General features: G+C 68.2%; 5 protein-coding genes. All 5 read right to left on the bottom strand.

The features are described from left to right. Positions 1 to 307 precede the first annotated feature (307 nt). The 5 genes from ACIQG9_RS29460 to ACIQG9_RS29440 all read right to left on the bottom strand — a co-directional run bounded on the left by ACIQG9_RS29460 (position 308) and on the right by ACIQG9_RS29440 (position 17,879). A complete protein-coding gene (locus ACIQG9_RS29460; protein WP_400408473.1) occupies positions 308 to 6,358 on the bottom strand; it encodes a hypothetical protein in 6,051 nt (2,016 codons plus the stop codon). A gap of 53 nt (positions 6,359 to 6,411) precedes the next feature. Next, complete coding sequence (locus tag ACIQG9_RS29455; RefSeq protein WP_400408472.1) at positions 6,412 to 8,823, bottom strand: hypothetical protein; 2,412 nt, start codon at positions 8,821 to 8,823, stop codon at positions 6,412 to 6,414. Then, complete coding sequence (locus ACIQG9_RS29450) at positions 8,820 to 14,843, bottom strand: DEAD/DEAH box helicase (RefSeq protein ID WP_400408470.1); 6,024 nt, start codon at positions 14,841 to 14,843, stop codon at positions 8,820 to 8,822. Before ACIQG9_RS29450 ends, ACIQG9_RS29455 begins: the two co-directional genes overlap by 4 nt. Positions 14,844 to 15,375: 532 nt before the next feature. After that, positions 15,376 to 16,926, bottom strand: coding sequence for a DUF2399 domain-containing protein (locus ACIQG9_RS29445; RefSeq protein WP_400408468.1), 1,551 nt, complete (start codon positions 16,924 to 16,926; stop codon positions 15,376 to 15,378). After that, entirely contained in the window at positions 16,923 to 17,879 is a 957-nt protein-coding gene (locus tag ACIQG9_RS29440; RefSeq protein WP_400408467.1) for a hypothetical protein, read from the bottom strand. Before ACIQG9_RS29440 ends, ACIQG9_RS29445 begins: the two co-directional genes overlap by 4 nt. Between the last annotated feature and the right edge of the window lie 134 nt (positions 17,880 to 18,013).

Here is an 18,013-nt window from a genome sequence, read left to right as displayed (position 1 = left end):
TGGTCGATTGCTGTCTTACCGGGAGCCTCGTCCTACATGGACACCAGCCTCCCGCACCGCCCATGACCTGCACCGTCACGATGAAAATGGCTCACAGCAGGATGCTGCACAAGTGTGTTCGAGGGGCAACACAAACCGAAACCCAACAGGGTCCGACGCTGGCGGCGGCGATCCCGTTGATCTACTGACTGACCGGGGCGACGTTCCGGCGCTCGACACCTTTCTGGTGCATCAGCGCCGGGACGTCGCTCTCGTCCGCTGCGCCGGTGGCGATATCTGAACGCCACCGGCACCGCATTGACCTTCGCTATGCGCCGCTGTTCAGCCTCTGCCAGGACCGGGCGATCACCGGTTCCGGCACCCACCGCCCGTCGACGTCGCTCTGGTCGATCACGTCCAGCATCTGAAGTATGCGGGCGGTCCGGTCCGGCTGGGAACCGGTGAGCGCGCACAGCTCGATCATCTCGTCGTAGGTGACCGGAGCGGCGTACTCGAGCAGAGCCTGGAACGCGGCTTCGGCACCGGTGTCAGTACTCAGCCCGGTCGACTCGATGAATTCGGTGGCTCCGTCCATGGTCGCCAAGTACGCGGCCACCTGCTCGCAGATCTTTCTGGTGCTGGTGTATTCCCGGGCTTTCTCCGCGGCCAGGTCCAGCAGATAAGGCCATCCGCCGGTTGCCGTCATCAGCTGGACCTGGCTGGTCGCGTCGGTGAACACCTTCATCCGCTCGTTGTCCGACAGCCATGTGCGTAGGCCAATATCGGTGGCCCGGCGCAGGGCGATCACATCATCGCTGCCGAGCCCGAGGTCCGGGCTGGTCAGCAAATCCAGAATGCCGGAGGCTTGAACGTCGACAAGGACGGCGACGGTGCGGGTCGTGCCGGAGGCCGGCTGGATCTGCATCGCGTTGACGATCGTCGAGGTGACCGTTTCCGGTTTGGCGGTGAGCAGTGGGCTCAGAACCACGTGGTGCCGGCCGCCGATGTCTCCGTCTCGCAGCGCCTTGCCGTAGGCCTGAGGCCGGGTGGTGACCGTCAGGTCGAACCGGGCCCCGAAACTCTTGCGTGACTGCTCTAGCAGTTCCTGCACCCGATCAACGGCTGTCGCCCTGGCCCCGGCGATAACCCTGATGGTGCTGCCGGCGGTGCGGGTGACGACTTTGGACAACTGCTGATCGGTACAGGGGGAGATCCGGCCGTCGGTGAGGTGGCCACGAGCCTGTTCGGTGGACAGCTTCGTTGGCGTCTTACGCCACTGGGAGCTGCACAACTCCTCCCAGATCTCGTCGGCGGTACCGAGCAGCCGCAGCACGTTCGTTGACCGCAGCCGCCAGCGGGTGCCGCCGACGGTGGCCGCAAGAACTCCGAGCTCACGCATCTCGTCGAGCAAAGACCGGAACTCGCCGGGCTCCTGCCGGGCGAAGCCCGCCGGCCACCACCGGTGGCATTCGTTGCGCAACTGCGAGGTCGTCATGGTGTGGTCGGCACCGTTCTCCAAGGCGAAGTAGGCGACGACGAGGGCGATGAGTTTGTACCGAGAGTCCAGGTCCAGGGTGAGATGGACGGTCTGGCGGATCCGCTGCTTCAGCGACTCGGACCCGAGGACCTGATCCAGCAGGCTCTCGTCAATCAGGTAGACAGGGCCGCCGTCACGGCGGTTCAGAACCGAGCTGACCAGGGCCTTGCCGGCCATCTGCAACAGCTTGGGCTGGTAAGTGCAGTAGGCGAGGACCCGGTGGACCAGTTCGTCGGACGCGAAGCGGATACCGAGCGCCTCCATGGGCGTGAACAGCAACTGGTACGCCGGTTCGGGGCTGAGCGGGCCGATCGCTACCTGGTCACCGAGGTGAGCGTTGGCCAGCGGCTGGTTCGGCAGGTTGGCGAACCGCTGTACCTGATGCAGGCCGGCGAAGACCGGTTTGAAACGCCGGCCGGGGTATTTGTCGCGCAGGTTACGCAGGTGCGTAACGTGCTCGAAGCCGCGTTCGGCGTCCGCGTCGAAGAATCCGTCACATTCGTCGATAAGCAGTAGCATCCGACGGGCTGGGTTCTGGTCCAGCCATGTGGTGATCGCGGCGATAACGTCCTTGACCGGGTCGCGGGTCCTCTTTGGCAACGCGATCTTGTTCTCGGTGAGCTTCTCGGCCAGTTTGTCCCACAGCGTGAGCGGGTTGACCTTAGTACCGATGACGTTGGGCAGCGTCACGTAGATCGGCAGATTCGTGGGCACCCGCCCGAACGCCCGGGCGGCCTCCTGCAACAGGGCCGTCTTGCCGAGCTGCCGGCCGCCGTAGAGCAGGTTCGGGCCGTTCGGGTCGATGATGTCGGCACGTTCTGACCGCCGGCCGAAGAACATCTCCAGCGGCAGGGCCGCCTGCCCGTCCGGGGCGTACGGGTTCGTGGCCGCGAACGGCAGCAGGGTCCGAGCGGTGGTGATGAACTGACCGCTGCCGTGTAGCGCCAGGTGCAGGATCGCGATGTCGTCAATCACGATCACGGGCTTCTCGCTGTGCTGGGCGCACATCCGGGCGAGTTCTTCACGCTGGCCGGTGGTCATCGCGGCGAACAGCAGCACGATGACCGGCAGGTCGGTCCCGGGGTCCTGGTCGATCCAGCCGAACATGGCCCGTACATCGGGTTCCCCCCAGCACAACATGATTCGTTGCTGGCCGCCGGGCGGCGGGCTGTACTGCGGTACGCCCTGGGTCTCGCCGACACGGCGTACGTCGGTCAGATCCCACCAGGCACGGCGGGAACTTCCCTTGGGCTTCATATCCCGTACCGGCTGCATGCTGGCGAACTCGATACCGGCCAGCAGCAGCGCCGCCGCCAGGCTGCTGCGCTGCACTCGGTCGTGCCGGATGTCGCGCATGTCCAGCCAAGTCTGCAACAGGTCGGCGGTGGTCCGCTGTGCGGGAGTCAGTTCGTGGACGTCCAGCGCCGGATGGGGTTTGCCGTAGCGGACCGCGTCGATCAAGTCCCGGGTGAGCCCGCCGGGGACCCGCTCGGTCAGCCGCAGGAAACGGATCAGGTCCTCCGAGGGCTCCGCAGACGGCAGAGTCTCGCCGAGCATCGCGGCAAGCAGGTACTCCTCAGCGGTCGCCAGGTCGCCGGCGGCGATACGGTCATGGATCTGGTTTAGGCGCTGACTGCGGTCCGCTCCGGGTGGTACTTCGCTGTCCGCGCGGCGCCGCAACGCCGCCTGAGCCTCGTGCCGGCACATCGGCAGCTGTTCCTGAACGTCGATCAGCCGGCGGCGGTAGTCGCTCAGGTTGACCTGCTCCGGCGCGGCGGCGAGTCGGGAGACGTCCCCAGCCGCCAGAACACTGGTGACGGCGGTGCCGGCGTTCTCGTCAAGCTGACCGAGACGGGTGGCGCGGGCCACGTCCTCGGCAACGCTGTGATGCAGGGTCTTCAGCTCCAACAGCGACTGTGCGGCAGCAGCCGTGAGCTGCTGGCTCATCTCCCGGGACTTCTCCGGCTCCGTGACCGCACTAATGAGCAACCCAGCGGTGGCGTACTGCTCCGCCCGAAGCCGCTGCGCGAACGCATCGGACCAGTTGGTGGAAGCCGCGACGGCGATCTCCTCGATGGTGGCTGGCCGCTCAGGAATGCCCTCGGCAGTGAACGGTAGCTGCGGGCAGAGCAGCAACTCCTGGTAGATGACGGCATCGGGATCCCGGTCGGAGCCGGTCAGTTTGCGCCCGTCGAGCAGACCGACGCTACCGTGCAGGCTGGTCAGGCACACCTGTGCCGCCTCAGCCTTCAGCAGCCAGGGCGTGCCTGCGGACGAGGCGATCAGGTTCTGCAGCTCATCCTCGGCGGCCGGCCACTGGGCAATCACGTCCACACGCAGACGAGCAAGCTCGGCCGGTACGGGGCCGTGTTCGGTGGCCTGGTTCACCCGGACCGCGTCAGCCCAGGCTCGGACGGCGGCTACGGACCGTCCGACCATTTCCTTGAGCTTGCGGCGCTGGCGGCCCTGCAGAGGGCGAGTACTACCGGAGCGCATCTCGGCATCCTCGCGGTCGAGCAGGTCATCGACGTACTGACGCTTCGCGAATAGGCGCAGGCTCTCGGTTACCGCGTCGATCTCGATACGCCGGTCGGTTGCCGCGAGGGTCAGGAGCCGGCCGATGGCCCCGTTCGGGGACCACCACAGGGAGGCGATCTGATCAGCGCGGTCGAAGGCGAGGTTCCGGGGCTTGTTGAGCTCGGTCTGAGCGGCCTCGACGGTCGCTGCTATGTCGTTGTCCGCTCCAGCGATTGGGGCGAGCGCCGCCAGCAGATCCGGGCTGTACAGCAGGCGCTTCTCCGTGGCGGTGCCGATCGTGCCAGCAATCGAGGACACCGCCGGCAGCTCGCGCAGGGATTCGGCCACCGACCGGGCGACCTGGCCGGCGCCCGCGTCGGCGGTGACGAGGCAGGCCCGGACGGCACCGGCCAGCAGCAGCATCTGCGCCGTGGTGTCGCTGGACGCCGCCGCGCCCTGCTCGGCTTCCAGAGCGACCCGCAAGGCGTCGGCGGTCGGAGAAGTCTCGCTCCGAACCGCAGTAGCCAGGGTGAGGACCCGCAGGGCGTCAGCACGGCGCCGGTCCCCGCACGCCGTGGCGGCGTGATAGGTCAGGCTGAGCCGGCCCGCACCGAGCAGCTCTCGGACCAGCTCACGGCCGGCGGCGGGGTCGGTAGAACTCGTGTCGTCGGCCTGGCCCCTGCCAGTGTCGTCGCCGGCCGGGTCGTCCTCGGGAGCATCGACGGTCACGTCCTCACTCACGGCCGAACCGTCGGTAGCCATGACCGGCTGCTCCTCGCCGAGCGGAGCAGAGTCGGTGAATGCCTCGTCGGCCGGCGAAGGCACCGCGACGACCGGCTGCGGAGCGGTAGCCGGCTCCGGTTCCTCAGTAGTGGTCGCCTGCGGTTCGGGGGAGGTGACCACCGCCGTTTCAGGGCCGGTCACGGTAGCCTGCGGCGCAGGTTCGGAGACCGGCGTGTTGCTGGTCTCCTCCTCGCCGGTTCCAGTAATCCGCAACTGACCGGTAATAGCAGCTGTGCGCAGGGCTGCGAGGTCGGCGGGCAGATGCGATTCGAGATCGGTCAGGGCCGCAGACAGGGCTTGCATGTCTTTGGTCTCGGAGGCGATGATCAGGTCCAGCAAAGCGACCAGGCCAGCTGCCTGCCGCTGCTGGTCTGCGTCCCAGAGCGGGTTCTGCTGCAAAACGGCGGCGAGCTGTATCGCCGCGGTGATTCGGTCCTGTTCGCTGGTCGGTCCGGTGAGCCGGCTGATGTCGGCAAGCCGGTCGTGTTGACCGCACTGCCCGGCGGTCGCGGTTAGTGCGGTGAGCAGATCTGCGACGGTTACGTCAGCGGGTGTGTCCTGACCCAGTTGGGTGAGCAGGTCACGAGCTGCGTCGGCCGCATCGAGGAACTCGACGACCGCGTCCAGATCGGTTCGGACCGGGATCGCACCACGGTCCAGCACGTCAGTAAGGGCCTCCACAGCTTCCCGGGCCGCCATGTGGCGGGTTGCCAGGTTCGTCGCGGCAGCCGCAACGTCACCGGCGGGCATGGAGGTGCCGGATTCGGCAGGCACGATGTCAGATCCTTCTGCTATCAAGTCGTTGCCGAGACCGGGTGGTCGGCATGTTTCGATATCGGCTGACTCGATGCTGCCGCCGTCGTCGACTTCATCGTTGTCACAAGGCGCGTCTCGGCCTTCATTTTCATCAGTATCGTAAGAATCGATGATGTCCTGCTCCAACTCTCGGCAGGCCCGCATGATGTCGTCTACGGCCTTTTGCGGCCAGCCAGGAAGGCCGAGAGCGGCGTCCAGACCGACCCGTAGCGCAATGGTCATGATCGGAGAGATCGGGCCGTGGCACACCAGCGCCAACCGCAGGATCGCGGTCTGTGCCGGGTCCTTGGTTAACGCTTGCCGTAGCGCCTCCTCCGCCTCCAGCAATCCAGCATCGGCGTAGCGACGCCACAACTTTCCGAGTCGTTCGGTTACCGAGACAGTGAGAAAGATGGCTGCCTTGTGGCGCTTATGTGTCGGCCACGCCCGAAGCTTCGTCAGGCCCCAACCCGCCGAGACCGTTGTTGGCCGTTTGGCAGGCGGGACACCTAGGTCGTTCAGGAAATCCGTTCTGCCTGGCTGAGGTATCTGCCACGCGAGAGCGGCGAACTGCTCGCTGGTCAGACAATCCAAAGAGTCCGATACCGGATCGCCGAGCTCTGCCAGGCTTGCCCGCAGTGCCGTCACCGCTTCGGAGTCGGACTCGGCTTGCAATGGGGTGAATGGGCTGCAGCAGAGGCAGGCTTGTGCATGCCTGCGCCGCTGCCGGCGGGACGGTTTGGCCATCGTAGGGGATACTCACTTTCGGAAGGTCGCGCTCGGCCAAGGGTTGGTGCGGGTCAGCGCCGGGGCTGTTGAGGCACGGCGAGATGTAGCAGCGGGGCGGATTCACCAGATCCACGCAATTGCCCACGTACCCAGGTGTATCCATCGGGAAGTCGGGGGTCGGCACCCGGGCCGTAAACCTTAAGGACCCAGGCTGCGTACTCACGGTGGGCGGTGTCACTGGCCTGATGTCCGGGCTGCAGCCGTCGCTTGAACGCAGGCACCCAGTGTTCGCGGACCTGGCCGGAGAGGACTTCCGCCCGAGTCGGCAGTTGGTGGCCGTTGCGGCGGACAATACCGTCGGGCCACCAGACGAACGTCTCGAGCCTGCCGGGTCTCCCGTCTTCGGCTGGTTCGCCGGGCTCCTTGGTCAGGGTGCCGGCGTCGACGAGGCGGTCGCACGTGTACACGACCTGCCACATCAACGGCGGCGCAACCAGATCGGGTCCAAAGAGGGCAGCGAGCAACTGTGGGCCGGTGAGCCGCCGGGCACCGAACGCCCCTTGCTCTCCGTGCCGGTGCAGCGCGGAGATGATCAGGGGCTGCAGTTGCGGTACGCCGCGCTGGCGTTCGGAAACCCCCGCCGGCAACGGTTCGGGAGACGGCGGCACAGCGGCCGCGTCCGCAGCGGGAAGTTCGGCACCGATCGACGCGGCGAGGATCATGGTGTCTGCGTCCCAACGGTACTGGTCGCCGTACGGCAACGGCTGATTCAGCAGCGTCGTGGTGACGCTGATCCGGGTCGCGTTACGGGCCGCAGCGACGGTGATCTTGATTCCAGCGTAGAAGCTCCACGGCCAGCTGACACCGGTCAGGGTGGCGCCGCTTCGGTTAATCTGTTGAACCTGTTCGCTATCGTCGAGGCTGTCCCCGTCGTGGTGCAGCTGCATGATCAGCGGCCCCGCGCCGAGCACGCCGGTGGCCGCAGGTGGTAGGGGCAGCTCTCCGGCTTCCCAGTGACTCTCGCGCAGCGCGACGGTGAACGCGACCAGGCTGTCCGCGACAACGACGAGAGCCGTCTCGCCCTCTTCTAGGGTGCTGGTGTCGGCCGGGGTCGGTCCGGGCGAGACCTCGTCTATGCCCAGCCCCGCCGGCCCTTGTTGCTTCTCGCCGGGATTGTCGCCGTCGCCGGCCTCTGGCTCCACGGTTTCGAGCTGGGGCTCGGCAGGCCCCTCGCTGTCGCCGAGAGTGCCTGGCCCGGCGGGTTCGATGGCGGGGATCACCGTTTCGATGGTGTCAACGGCATGCCTGTGACCGAGGCCGAGGGGGATCCTTGGGTCGGTGGCCACCACCAGCGCCGGGACGGGCTCCCGCTGGGTACGCCACACACCGCCGGCCTGCCAGGCATCGTCGGCGCGCAGGTGCACCCTATCGGGCAGCAGTCCGTCGACAGCGGTGCCAGCCAGGTCCGCGGCGACGAGGTTGGTATGCACGACGATGTCAGCGGCGCCGGTGAGCCCGAGCGGGTCGGGGGTGCCGCCAGCGGGAATCCGGCTGGACAGCAGCGGCCAAACGGCGGTGTAGCGGGGGTTCGGCGCGCTGCGGCGGACCGTCGCGACGACATCGTCGATGTCTGCGGCGGGCAGGCCGGGCCAGCCTTCGTGGGACCGCCGCGTGAACCGGTCCCCGCAGACGGCGTATCCGTTCCATAGCCGCAACCCGGCTGCGCCGTCCAGCAACTGGCCGATGGTGTCGAATGCCTGGTGCAGAGCCGCAGCGAGGACCCGCTCATCGCTGGGATCGGTGAGCAACTCGGCGAGCGGTCCGCCGAGCAGCAGCGGTCGGGCCGGCCCGAGCAGGTACGCAGCATACAGGGCCACATCGTCACGGCCATCGGTCCCGGCCGGGTACTGCACGGGTCCGGTCAGATGCCCGCGGTTGTCGAGGACCTGGCGGCGTAGCCGACTCAGTTCGCTGTAGTCGGCGGTGTTCAGGGCACCGAACGCCTGCACGTCCAAGATCACCCGTTCGATACCGGTTCGGGTGCCGTCAGACTGCTCGACGCCGGCCGGGGCGCCGGACAGCTCGGCCGGTGTCCAGCCGTCGACGTCAACGTCCGGGTCGGCGCCGTACCGGGCGACGACCTCGGCCAGCAGTGACCGGCGGCCACCCCGGTCGAGGTGCACGAACGTGCCGACTGGCAGCACCCACCGAGCCTGCGGCTGCACGGCGACCGGAACGAACAGGTCCGGGGTGAGCACCTCCGCCCGGTAGCCGTGGGTTTCGACGTCGAACCCGAAGTGCAGGGCGTTGAACGCGGTGCAGGTGTGCAAAGGTGCGCTACGGGCCTGCGCGACTGCGGTTAAGTACCCGACTATCCGATGGGTCAGGTCGGTCGGGATTGCGGCCGGGCCCAGCAGCAGCTCTGGGACGAACAACGGTTCGTCGTCGAATGGCCGCCACACGGGGGCCACGGTCACGGTCATCCGGTTACCTCCGGGGTGGCCGCACCGGCGTTCGCGCGGCCGCAGGCAGCTTCACGTTCGGCGTAGCGGCGCAACCGCCACACCCGGCCGTCACCGACGATTTCTCCACTGGTGGTGAGTACAGTGACGGCTTCCTGCACATGGGTGATCTTGATGCCGGGGTCGACACCACGCAGGCGGTGATACAGCAGCTTCGGCCACAGCGGCCGCCGTCGCCCGTCGGCAGCCTGGTACGTCTCGTCGCCGTGCAGAACCCGGTGGATCATTCCGGCCGTCAGACCGCGGTAGTTGTCCCACAGAAGCGACCGGACGTAACGCTGGATGGCGGCCTGGTACGGGGCAGCGTCCCGCCGGGTCTCGGGTTTCGGCCGGGGTGTGTTCAGCGCGGTGAGCAGCGGCGGCAGCGGGGACCGGCCACTGCTGGTCGACCAGCAGCTGGAGCACCGGCACGCCGTGGTGGAGCAGGCCCCGTCGGGTAGCGTCACCTTCCCTGTGAGGGAGAAGTAGCTCGCAAACCCCGCGTTCGCGCACTCGTCGGCGTCGTACCAGGCTCGTAGTTCCCGCAGGTCGTCGATCAGCCGGACCCGGTGCCCGGTCATCTTCTGCAAATAGTCGCCCGGCAGGGTGGCGTTCCCACGCGGGCCGACCGCTATCAGGGTTCGGTTGTTGCCGGCCTGGGACAGATCAATCACGCCGAGGTCGTGCAGGGTCGCCAGGACTGCCCAGGTCTGTGCCGGGTCGTCGGCGATCATGCGGTAGCCGCGCACCTGCCTGGTGAGGGTCTTGTGCAGTTCGGTCAGTCGGTGCCGGCCCGGCGCGGTGGTGGCGAGTGCGGCGACCGCACCGGCGGCGGCGGCGAGAGTGTGGTCGTCGCAGCGGGCCGGGTCGTCCAAAGGTGTGATCGTCACCGTCGCCGGGAAGTCTCCATGGTCGTCAACCGTTCCCGTTTCGGCGAGCACGGCCAGCGCTCGCACGACCGTCGACCGGTACTGCGACACGGTGCCTGACCGGCGGGCATCGTTGCGGGACAGCCTCCCGGCGGTGAGGTCGACGGTCATGCACGCGTCGGTGACCCGGTCAGGGTCCAGGACCCCACCGTTGCGGGCCGCCGTCAGGACGGCCTGCCCGATCGCACGCAACGTCTCCGGTGGCAGGCCCTGGGCAGCCATCCACATCACAGTCCGGAACCCTCGACCGGAGCCGAGCGCCAGTCCCGCCGAGGGCTTGGTCACCTCGGCGGGTGGCCGGCCGGCCTGATCCCGGCCAGCCCGGCCGAGCTGCTGATAGAGGGCGGCCAGGTCCGTCGGCGGGGACACCACGAACACGCATCGGATGTCGCCGCGGTTGACGCCGAGACCGAACGCGCTGGTCGCCACGATCAGCAGCGGTGCGTATCCATCCTCGCCCTTGGCTGGCGCGTCCCGGAACTCGGTGAGCACGCCGGTCTTCTCCGCCTCCGACAGCCGGCCGTGGAATCGCCGCACGCGCTGGGCGCCGTCACCGACGAACTCGCGCAGGTGGGCGTAGACCGCGTCGACCTGCTTGACGGTCAGGCAATAGAAGATTGCGTGGTCGTCACAGGCGACCGCGATCTGCTCGGTCAGCCCGGCGATGGTGTTCGGGCCGGCGGCTTTCATCGTCCGCCGGTAGATCGCCAGTTCCGGGCGCAGCGGGTCCGCAGCGACCGTCACCAGCGGTTCACCGGCCGTCGTGGTGGCGGGTAGCCCGAATAGCCCGGTCCGCAGCCCTTCGCGGACAGCCCGGTTCGCAGTGGCGGTCACCGCAGTAACCCGCACCCCGTACCTGGACCGTAGTTCTGCCAGCAGCCGGCCAGCGCGGCGGAAGCTGGGCCGGAAGTCGTCGCCCCACTGCACGAATGTGTGTGCCTCGTCAACGGCAACCCGCCGCAAGATCCCCCCTGCGGCTGCGGCACGCAGGAGATCCTGGAATCTGCGGTTGGCGAGCCGTTCCGGGGACACGTACACCAGCTTGATGCCGTGCTCGGACGTGCCGGTGAGCTGCTCGGCGACCTCGGTCTTGCCGCGGCGGCTGTTCGACTCGGCCATCGGCCCCACCAGCGCCCGGACTGCCCCGCCAACGGTCGCGTTGAGTTCCAGGGCCTGGTCGGCCATCAACGCGATCAGCGGCGACACGACCACGGTCACCCCCGGCAGCGCCAACGCCGGCAATTGGAACGTGTACGACTTCCCGAACCCGGTCGGCAGCAGCGCCAGCACATCCGTGCCCTCGGCAACCGCGGCGATCACCCGCTCCTGTTGCGGTTTCAACGCCAGCGGCGTGTCTGAGAACCGCAGATAGCCCGCGATCGCCGCGCACCGGTCGGTCAGCAGCCGCGCCAGGGTGCCGTCGGCGCGGGCTGCATCCTCCTGCTCGGGGGTCAGCTGCGCCTGCTGGATCTTGCGGGTCGCCGGCAGCAGCGTCTGTTCGGCCAGTGCCTGCGGTGTACACAGCTGCTCGACCCGGTCGGCGTTGACCAGCCCGGTCTCGCCGACAAACCGCCAAATCCGCTCCCACCCGTCGGTCAATGTGGTCAGGTTCCCGCCCGCCGGTTCGCCGGTGTCATCGTCGGCGACCAGCAGTCCCGGCTCCAGCGATTCCAGGAATACCCGCCGGTACGCGCGCCTCAACGCGGTGCGGCCAGCGAGTTTGCGGTCGCTGATCACGACTACACCTCGATGATCGCGCGAACGGATCAACCGACCGACCGCCTGCCGCAAGTCCATCGCCGCCAGCGGCAGGTAGTACGACTCGGTCGCGACCTGGTCGGGGTCCGCCGCCCCGCCCAGTTCGGCGCGGCGGGCGACCGCCGCCCGCCGGGCAGCCACGACCGGGTCCGCGAACGGCGCGAACGGCAGCTTGTTGATCCACACCATCGACAGACGGTCAGCGGGGAAATCGACGCCCTGCCACATGCCCCGCGTCGCGACGCAGAACCCGCCGGTGTCGGTGAACGCCCGCGCGGCGCGGGCGTTGCCCAACAGCGGTGCCGACGCGACCGGCAGCCCGACCGCTTGCTGCTGCAATCGTTCGGTGATCGCAGCCGCAGCCTTCGTCGCTGTTGTCAGCACCAACGCCCCACCAGTGAACCCTTGCTCCGAGTCGGGGCGGATCGCCTCGCGGGAGTACCCGGCAAGCTGGTGGGCGACCGTGCGGATCGCCCCGTCGGTCTGCTCGGCCCAGCTCGGGAAGTCGGTGAAACAGACCAGGCGGGCCTGGGTGGCCAGGTCGAACGGGCTCGGCAGGGTGTGCGCGTCGACGGTCGTGCCGAGGCCAAGCCGGCCACGGATGTACTCCCACCGGCTGGACACCTGCAGCGTCGCGGATACGTAGAAGATCCGGGCGAACCGGTGCCGGACGTCCAGCCACTGCGGCTCGCGGGCCAGTTCGATAGGAGCGGACGCCAGCAAGAACCCGTATCGGCGGGCGGACATGCTGACACCGGCCAAGTCTTGCTCGACGGCGTACACCACCCGGTTACCCAGGTCCGGGCCCGTCAGCGGGAACAACCCGTTCGGGCCGAGGTCGTCGCCGTCGGCACCGAGATCCTCCTCGTCCGCACCGACCGTCCCGGTCACCTCGCCCTCGTCGGCGCTGCCGTCGCCCGGGTCACCGGTGCCGGGCGCGCTGCTGCCATCCACGTTGGCAGGATCGGGTGCAGTGTCGAGAACGGCGCTGGCGTCACCGACGATCCGGCCGGCCGCGTCAGCGAGCTGCGCGACGCGAGTGGCCAGCGAACCGGCCCGTTCCTGCTCCCACCACGACTCCGCCTGCACGCGCGGCGTCTGCAGATATGCGGCCAGCTGCCGGTGGACCCGGGCGGCAACGACCGCAATCGCGTCGAGCCGCGACAGCAGCTGCCGTGCCGACCGGTCCCCTCCGAGGCCACCGAACGGGCTGGCCAGCGTCGCCGGCCGGCTGCCCGGCTCGCCGCCGGCGGTATCGAACACCGCCTGAGCCGACCGCGGTAGGACTTCCGTGTCGAGATGCCCCTCAAGGTCCGCAATTACCGTCCGCAGACCGGGCGGGACGTCCGCGCGCTGGGCGACCCATCGCCGCAGCTCACCGGTCAGATTCTCCAGTAGTCGATACTCCACGACTGCGCTGGCTGCACCGGTGACCGCCTGCTCAAGCGCGTGCGCCTCGTCGACTATCAGCAGCGTGTCATCACCGAACACGTCCGGGCGGCTCACCAGCAGCGCATGGTTCGCGATCACCAACCGGTGGCCGGCCAATGCTTCGGCAACCGAGTCGGTCATCGCAGCCAGCGGCGAGCCGGACCGGCGGCCGTAGTCGTCGGTGTCCTGACTGATGCTGCGCAGCCAGGACCCCACGACCGGCCCGTACCCGACGGCAAGGTACTCGGCCAGAAAGATCGGCAGGTCGACCGGGTCCGCGCTCCGGGCCAGCCATCCCTGCGGCGCAGTGACCGCAGTGACCAGCCTGCGGGTCACATAGATCAACAGTTCCCGGAACCCCGACACGGCCGCGAACCGGGCCCGGACGGACCGGCCATGACCCACACCCCCCTGCGCGGCATCGGCCGCATCGGCGAGCGAGGCGACCAGTGCCCGCAGCGATAGCCGGTTCGCCGCCCCCTTGACCAAGTCCGCCGACTGCTCCAGACCCGGAATCCCGGCGGCGAGCCGGTCGATGTCGGCGCCTAGCTGGGTCTGCAATGCCTTGGTGTACGTCGCGATCACCGCCCGGCGCCGCGGGTCACCGTCGAGCCACTGCAACGCGGCCGCCAGCACCGCAAAGCTCTTACCAGTGCCGGTCGGCGCCTCACACAACGCATCCCGGCCGGCCCGAATCTGCGCGTTGAGCAGCGCCGCCATCTGCTGCTGCGCCACCCGGCGTTCCACCTGTCGGGCCGAGGCCGCCTGCGCCAGCGCGTGTGGGTCGACGTCACCGTCCGGACCCCGGACCGCAGCAGGCAGGCGCAGCATCGGCCGGGACCGGCCACGCCGGACCGGCTCATACCCGCCCAGGGTGCCGAGGCTGTCGAGAGCATCGGCGAGGATCTGCGCGACCGTCACATCGTCGAAAGCCGTCCGGGAGGTTGGTACCGGCAACAGCGACGCCACCAGATCCCAGACCGGGCTGCCGGCGCCGACCGTGCACACCAACTCCCGCATCTCAGCGTCCCACCCCGCGACGGTGGCGGCGGCGTGCCGCAGCAGTCGGCCGGTCAGTTCCGCGTCGTCGGCAGCGTCATGCCACACCAGCCCGGACCGGTCGACACCGACTGTGTCGGCCAACTCAGCAAGCCCGTGCGAACCCGCGTGCGGCCACACCGCGTAGGCCACGTAGAGCGCGTCGACGCGTCGCGGGCCGTGCAACGGCTGCTGCCCGGCCCGGACCGCCGCATCGTCGAGCGCCGGGAAGTCGGCACTGACACCGTTGTAGGCCACCAGCACGTCCGCGTCGGCAATGAAGCGGCGCAGCCTATCCAAAACCTCAGCAGGATCGGCCGCATGGTGACAATACTGCTCACGAACCGCCCGCGACCGTAGCTGCTGCTCCCACTCCAGGGCCGGAAGCCTGACCCAAGAAACGAACGACGGCTCCCCAGCGCACCAACGCATGTCGGCCGACAGACGGACCGCCCCGATCTGGAAGATTCGCCGATCACCCTGCGGCCGGTCAGCGCTGGCCCGGACCACCGCCTCCACGTCCACGATCACCGCCCGCAAGGGTCCCGGTCGCCGCTCACCTTTCGGTGCCGGCTGGCTTGGCCCGGTCGAATCTTCAACCACCGAGAGAATCCCCTGCTCGTCGCGGATCAGACCGGCGGTGATCGCCTTGACCACGACAGCCCGCACCCGGGCATCGGGAGTTCCCGGCCACCGCTGTTTGACCACTGCCACGAGAGTGTCGCCGTCACACGGACCGGCTTCCTTCAGCAGTCGCTGAATCTGCACCTCGTGGGAACCTGCGGTGCTCGTAACACCACCCCCTTCGTCACCGTCTTTGTCGCTCGCACCGAGCGTGCCGGTCATTGCGGCGGCAGAACTTGAAACTCTCTCGTCGTGTCGTCCCGAAGTCCGACCGCGTTCAGGCGATTGACACAGTGAACGAGGAGTGCATTGCCGCGCTGAAGGAGGGGCTGCAAGACCACTGTGTACCTCAGCATAGGCGATCCTGGACTGTCGCCTGAGGCCCAGGTTCGCCACATGCGGGGAATCGCCGACGCGCTGTAGGCATACGTCGCGATCTGCGAGATCCTGCATGGCCGCTACCCAGATCCGGCACCTTCCCTTAAGGATATCGATACGTGGGCTTCGGCCGCCGACGCACTCGAGGAAGACCTCTACCCGGCTCCCGTGGCCGCGCGGCAGGGAACACTACAGGGGGCAGCTACGGAAGGATGAATCGCAGTCGCCGAACTGGTCGCCGCCCCCTTACCGACCTGTGACCGCTTGCCATTTCCCAGGGGTGACTCGATCTTACGGGCAGGGTCATCAACTCGTTGTCACGAGACTTGTCGAGCTGGTGACGTGATGCGCCTTGGGCTTGAGCACAAATGGACTGTCATGCTGGTGCTGGTCGCTCGGCATCGCAACAACAGTCTTGCCCGCTGTCCGCGTCGGCCCCGGCCTGCCGCAGTGCGCCGTCGTGCCGGTGTGCAGAGAGGGCTTCTGCCCCTCGGATGCCTGCTGCCGTGCCCGGCGCAGTCCAGGGCAGGCGACGATGGCCGGGCGGCGCTCCGAAACGTCCTGCGGCTCTGCTCCGGTGGAGTTTGCCATCTCCACTCTGCGGCGGGCACGGAGGCACATTTGGTCGGATAGCATACACAGGTGAATGGCTATTCAGGACAGCCTGAAGGGCGGCCCGAGCAGTGGCTTCCTGCTCGATCGCGTAGCCCCGGTGCAGGCAGCGTTGCGCGAAGGCACCGACCTGATCCGGACGTTGTGCGAGTTGCTGCAGGTGGTTGCGGCTGTGGGTGTTGAAGGGCCTGCCTTCGTCGTGCGGCACGATGCCGACGTCCACAACATGGATGGTGGTTTCCGGCGGCAGTTTGTCGTGGATGCGGGCGGTGATGCGGACGCCGCCGAGGTCGGCGTCCGCGCAGATAACGACCGCGGTCGTCTGCTGCGCCGCCTGGCCAATCATCGACACGACAACTTCGGGCGGCTGCCCGTGGCACCAGACGACCGGCAAATCGGCACGGGCGTCACAGACCGCCTCGGCCGCCTGCCGGTTCTCCACGACCAGCAGGACATCGCCCGGCCCGGTGACGGTCAGTCGCGGCAGCATATGGGGGCTCAGCCGAATGTCGTGCGGCCCGGGCATCGCCGACAGGTCGAGGACGGAGCCGTCGGTCGTGTGCAGCAGAATCGGGCCGCCGAGCCCGATGTACGGGTTGCGGGCCACGCCGAGTGCGATGAGTGCCTCGTGGCCGAAACCCATCGCGGCGAGCAGATGATGTACGTCGTCGCGGGCTTTCGTGTCGTTGGCGTGGCTCTGCACGAACGCGCGGAGGGAATCGTGGGATCGGCCCTCGGCCAGGTCGGTGACTGCGCGCAGCGCCCACAGCAGCCGATCGGGGTGCTCGGTGCTGCGTAGTGCCCGGCTGACGTCCGGCCAGTCGTCGGCGATGTCCGACGCGATCTGCTCCGCTCTGGCGCGAAGGGCGCTGGTGTCGTCGCGACGGCGGCTTCGGCGCTGCTGTTCGGCTACTGTGAGGTCGGGGTGCGGGTACACCCGGCGTGGCGGCTGGGCTAAAGCGTTGCCGTTGAGGGTGTAGCCGATCGTCACACAGCCGGATTCGGCGAGTTCCAGCATGATGCGCAACGCGTCGGTGCCGAACCTGCTGTTGACACCGGCCCAGCTGTGCTCGCTGCGAATGACCCAGCTCCAGTCGCTGTCGCTGAGCAGCCCGTCCGGGCGTCGGGGAGGCTTGCCCGAGTCTGCGGTGCGGAGCCGGGCCGAGCGCGGCCTCTGCCGGCCGCGACTGTCTCGGGGGTAGCGACCGCTGGAAGGCAGTGGCGCGTAGGCGACCAGGCCCGGATAATCGCGGATCCAGCTCAGCGTGATCTCGGGATCCTGTCCCTCCGGGACGGTGCCGCCGGAGTCGATCATGTCTGCGGCTCCGGCCGGAACGAGGCCATCCAGTCAGAGAGCAGCTGCACCCGGGCGGTGTCGGCTTCGCTGCCGATGACGACCGGCGCCTGGTTGTACGGCATGACGTCGGACGGTCGTCGCAGCTTGATGTAGAGGCTGGACGCGCCGATCGCGTACCGCTCCATGTCGTCCTGTAGGGCGCCGACGACGCTGATCGCTCGGTCGCGGCCGACGTTTTCGAACAGGGCGACGGCATCGCGGCGGTGTACGGCGCCGAGGTTGCGGCCGAGTTCGTCGAGGACCAGCAACAGCGGCCGGTCCTGGGCGCCGGCGAGTGCTGCCGCGCAGACGAGCTTGACTGCTTTGTCGTCCATTTGGGCGGTGTTGCCGCGCAGCCGGTACGACAACGGCGGCTTGCCCTCGCCGCGCCGCCACCGTGGGGTGATCGTCCACTGCCACGGTTTCTCAGGGTCGGCGGGGGCCTCCGGTTCGGGAAAGTCGAGGTTGCCACCGTAGCCGCCGTAGGTCTGGTCGAGCCGGTCGAACTCGTCGGACACCTGCCGCAGCTTCGCCTTGATCGCCGTGGCGGTGGTCGACCGCAACGCTTCCGACGTCCGTCGAGCCTCGTCGAGCGCGGCCTTGGCTCCGGTCAGCGTGATCGTCTTCGCCTGCCGCTCCTGCTGGATCTGGGAGGCGTTCTCCCGGTCGACACGCTCGTGATCGGTCAGGAAGTTCCCGACGATCCGCAGGACGTCGGGGACCAGCCGCACATACGCTCCGCTACGCCGATCGGCACGCTGCTCGTCGACGACGCGCAGTTCCTCCGGCCGGTTCCGTTCCGGTTCCCCGGGCGGGAAACACGTGGCACGGGCCTCGTTGGCCAGTCGCGCGCACAGTTCATCCCACTCCGCCGGTGGACGCGTCGCCTCGTTCTCATCGAGAGTGAGCAGGTACTGCTCGGCGGTCTCCACCGTTCCGGTCCACTGCGCCTGCAGGCGAGGCAGATCAAGGAGGCTTTTTCATCGTGATGTGGCTGGTCACGAGGGGCGTGGCCGGGCTGGTGTCGACATAGGACGAGGCTCCCGGTAAGACAGCAGTCGACCAA

Origin of the sequence: Micromonospora sp. NPDC092111, from assembly GCF_044755745.1 — a bacterium.
Classification (GTDB): Bacteria; Actinomycetota; Actinomycetes; order Mycobacteriales; family Micromonosporaceae; genus Micromonospora.
Note: the sequence above shows the minus strand (reverse complement) of the source record. Positions and strands in the feature narration are given on the sequence as shown.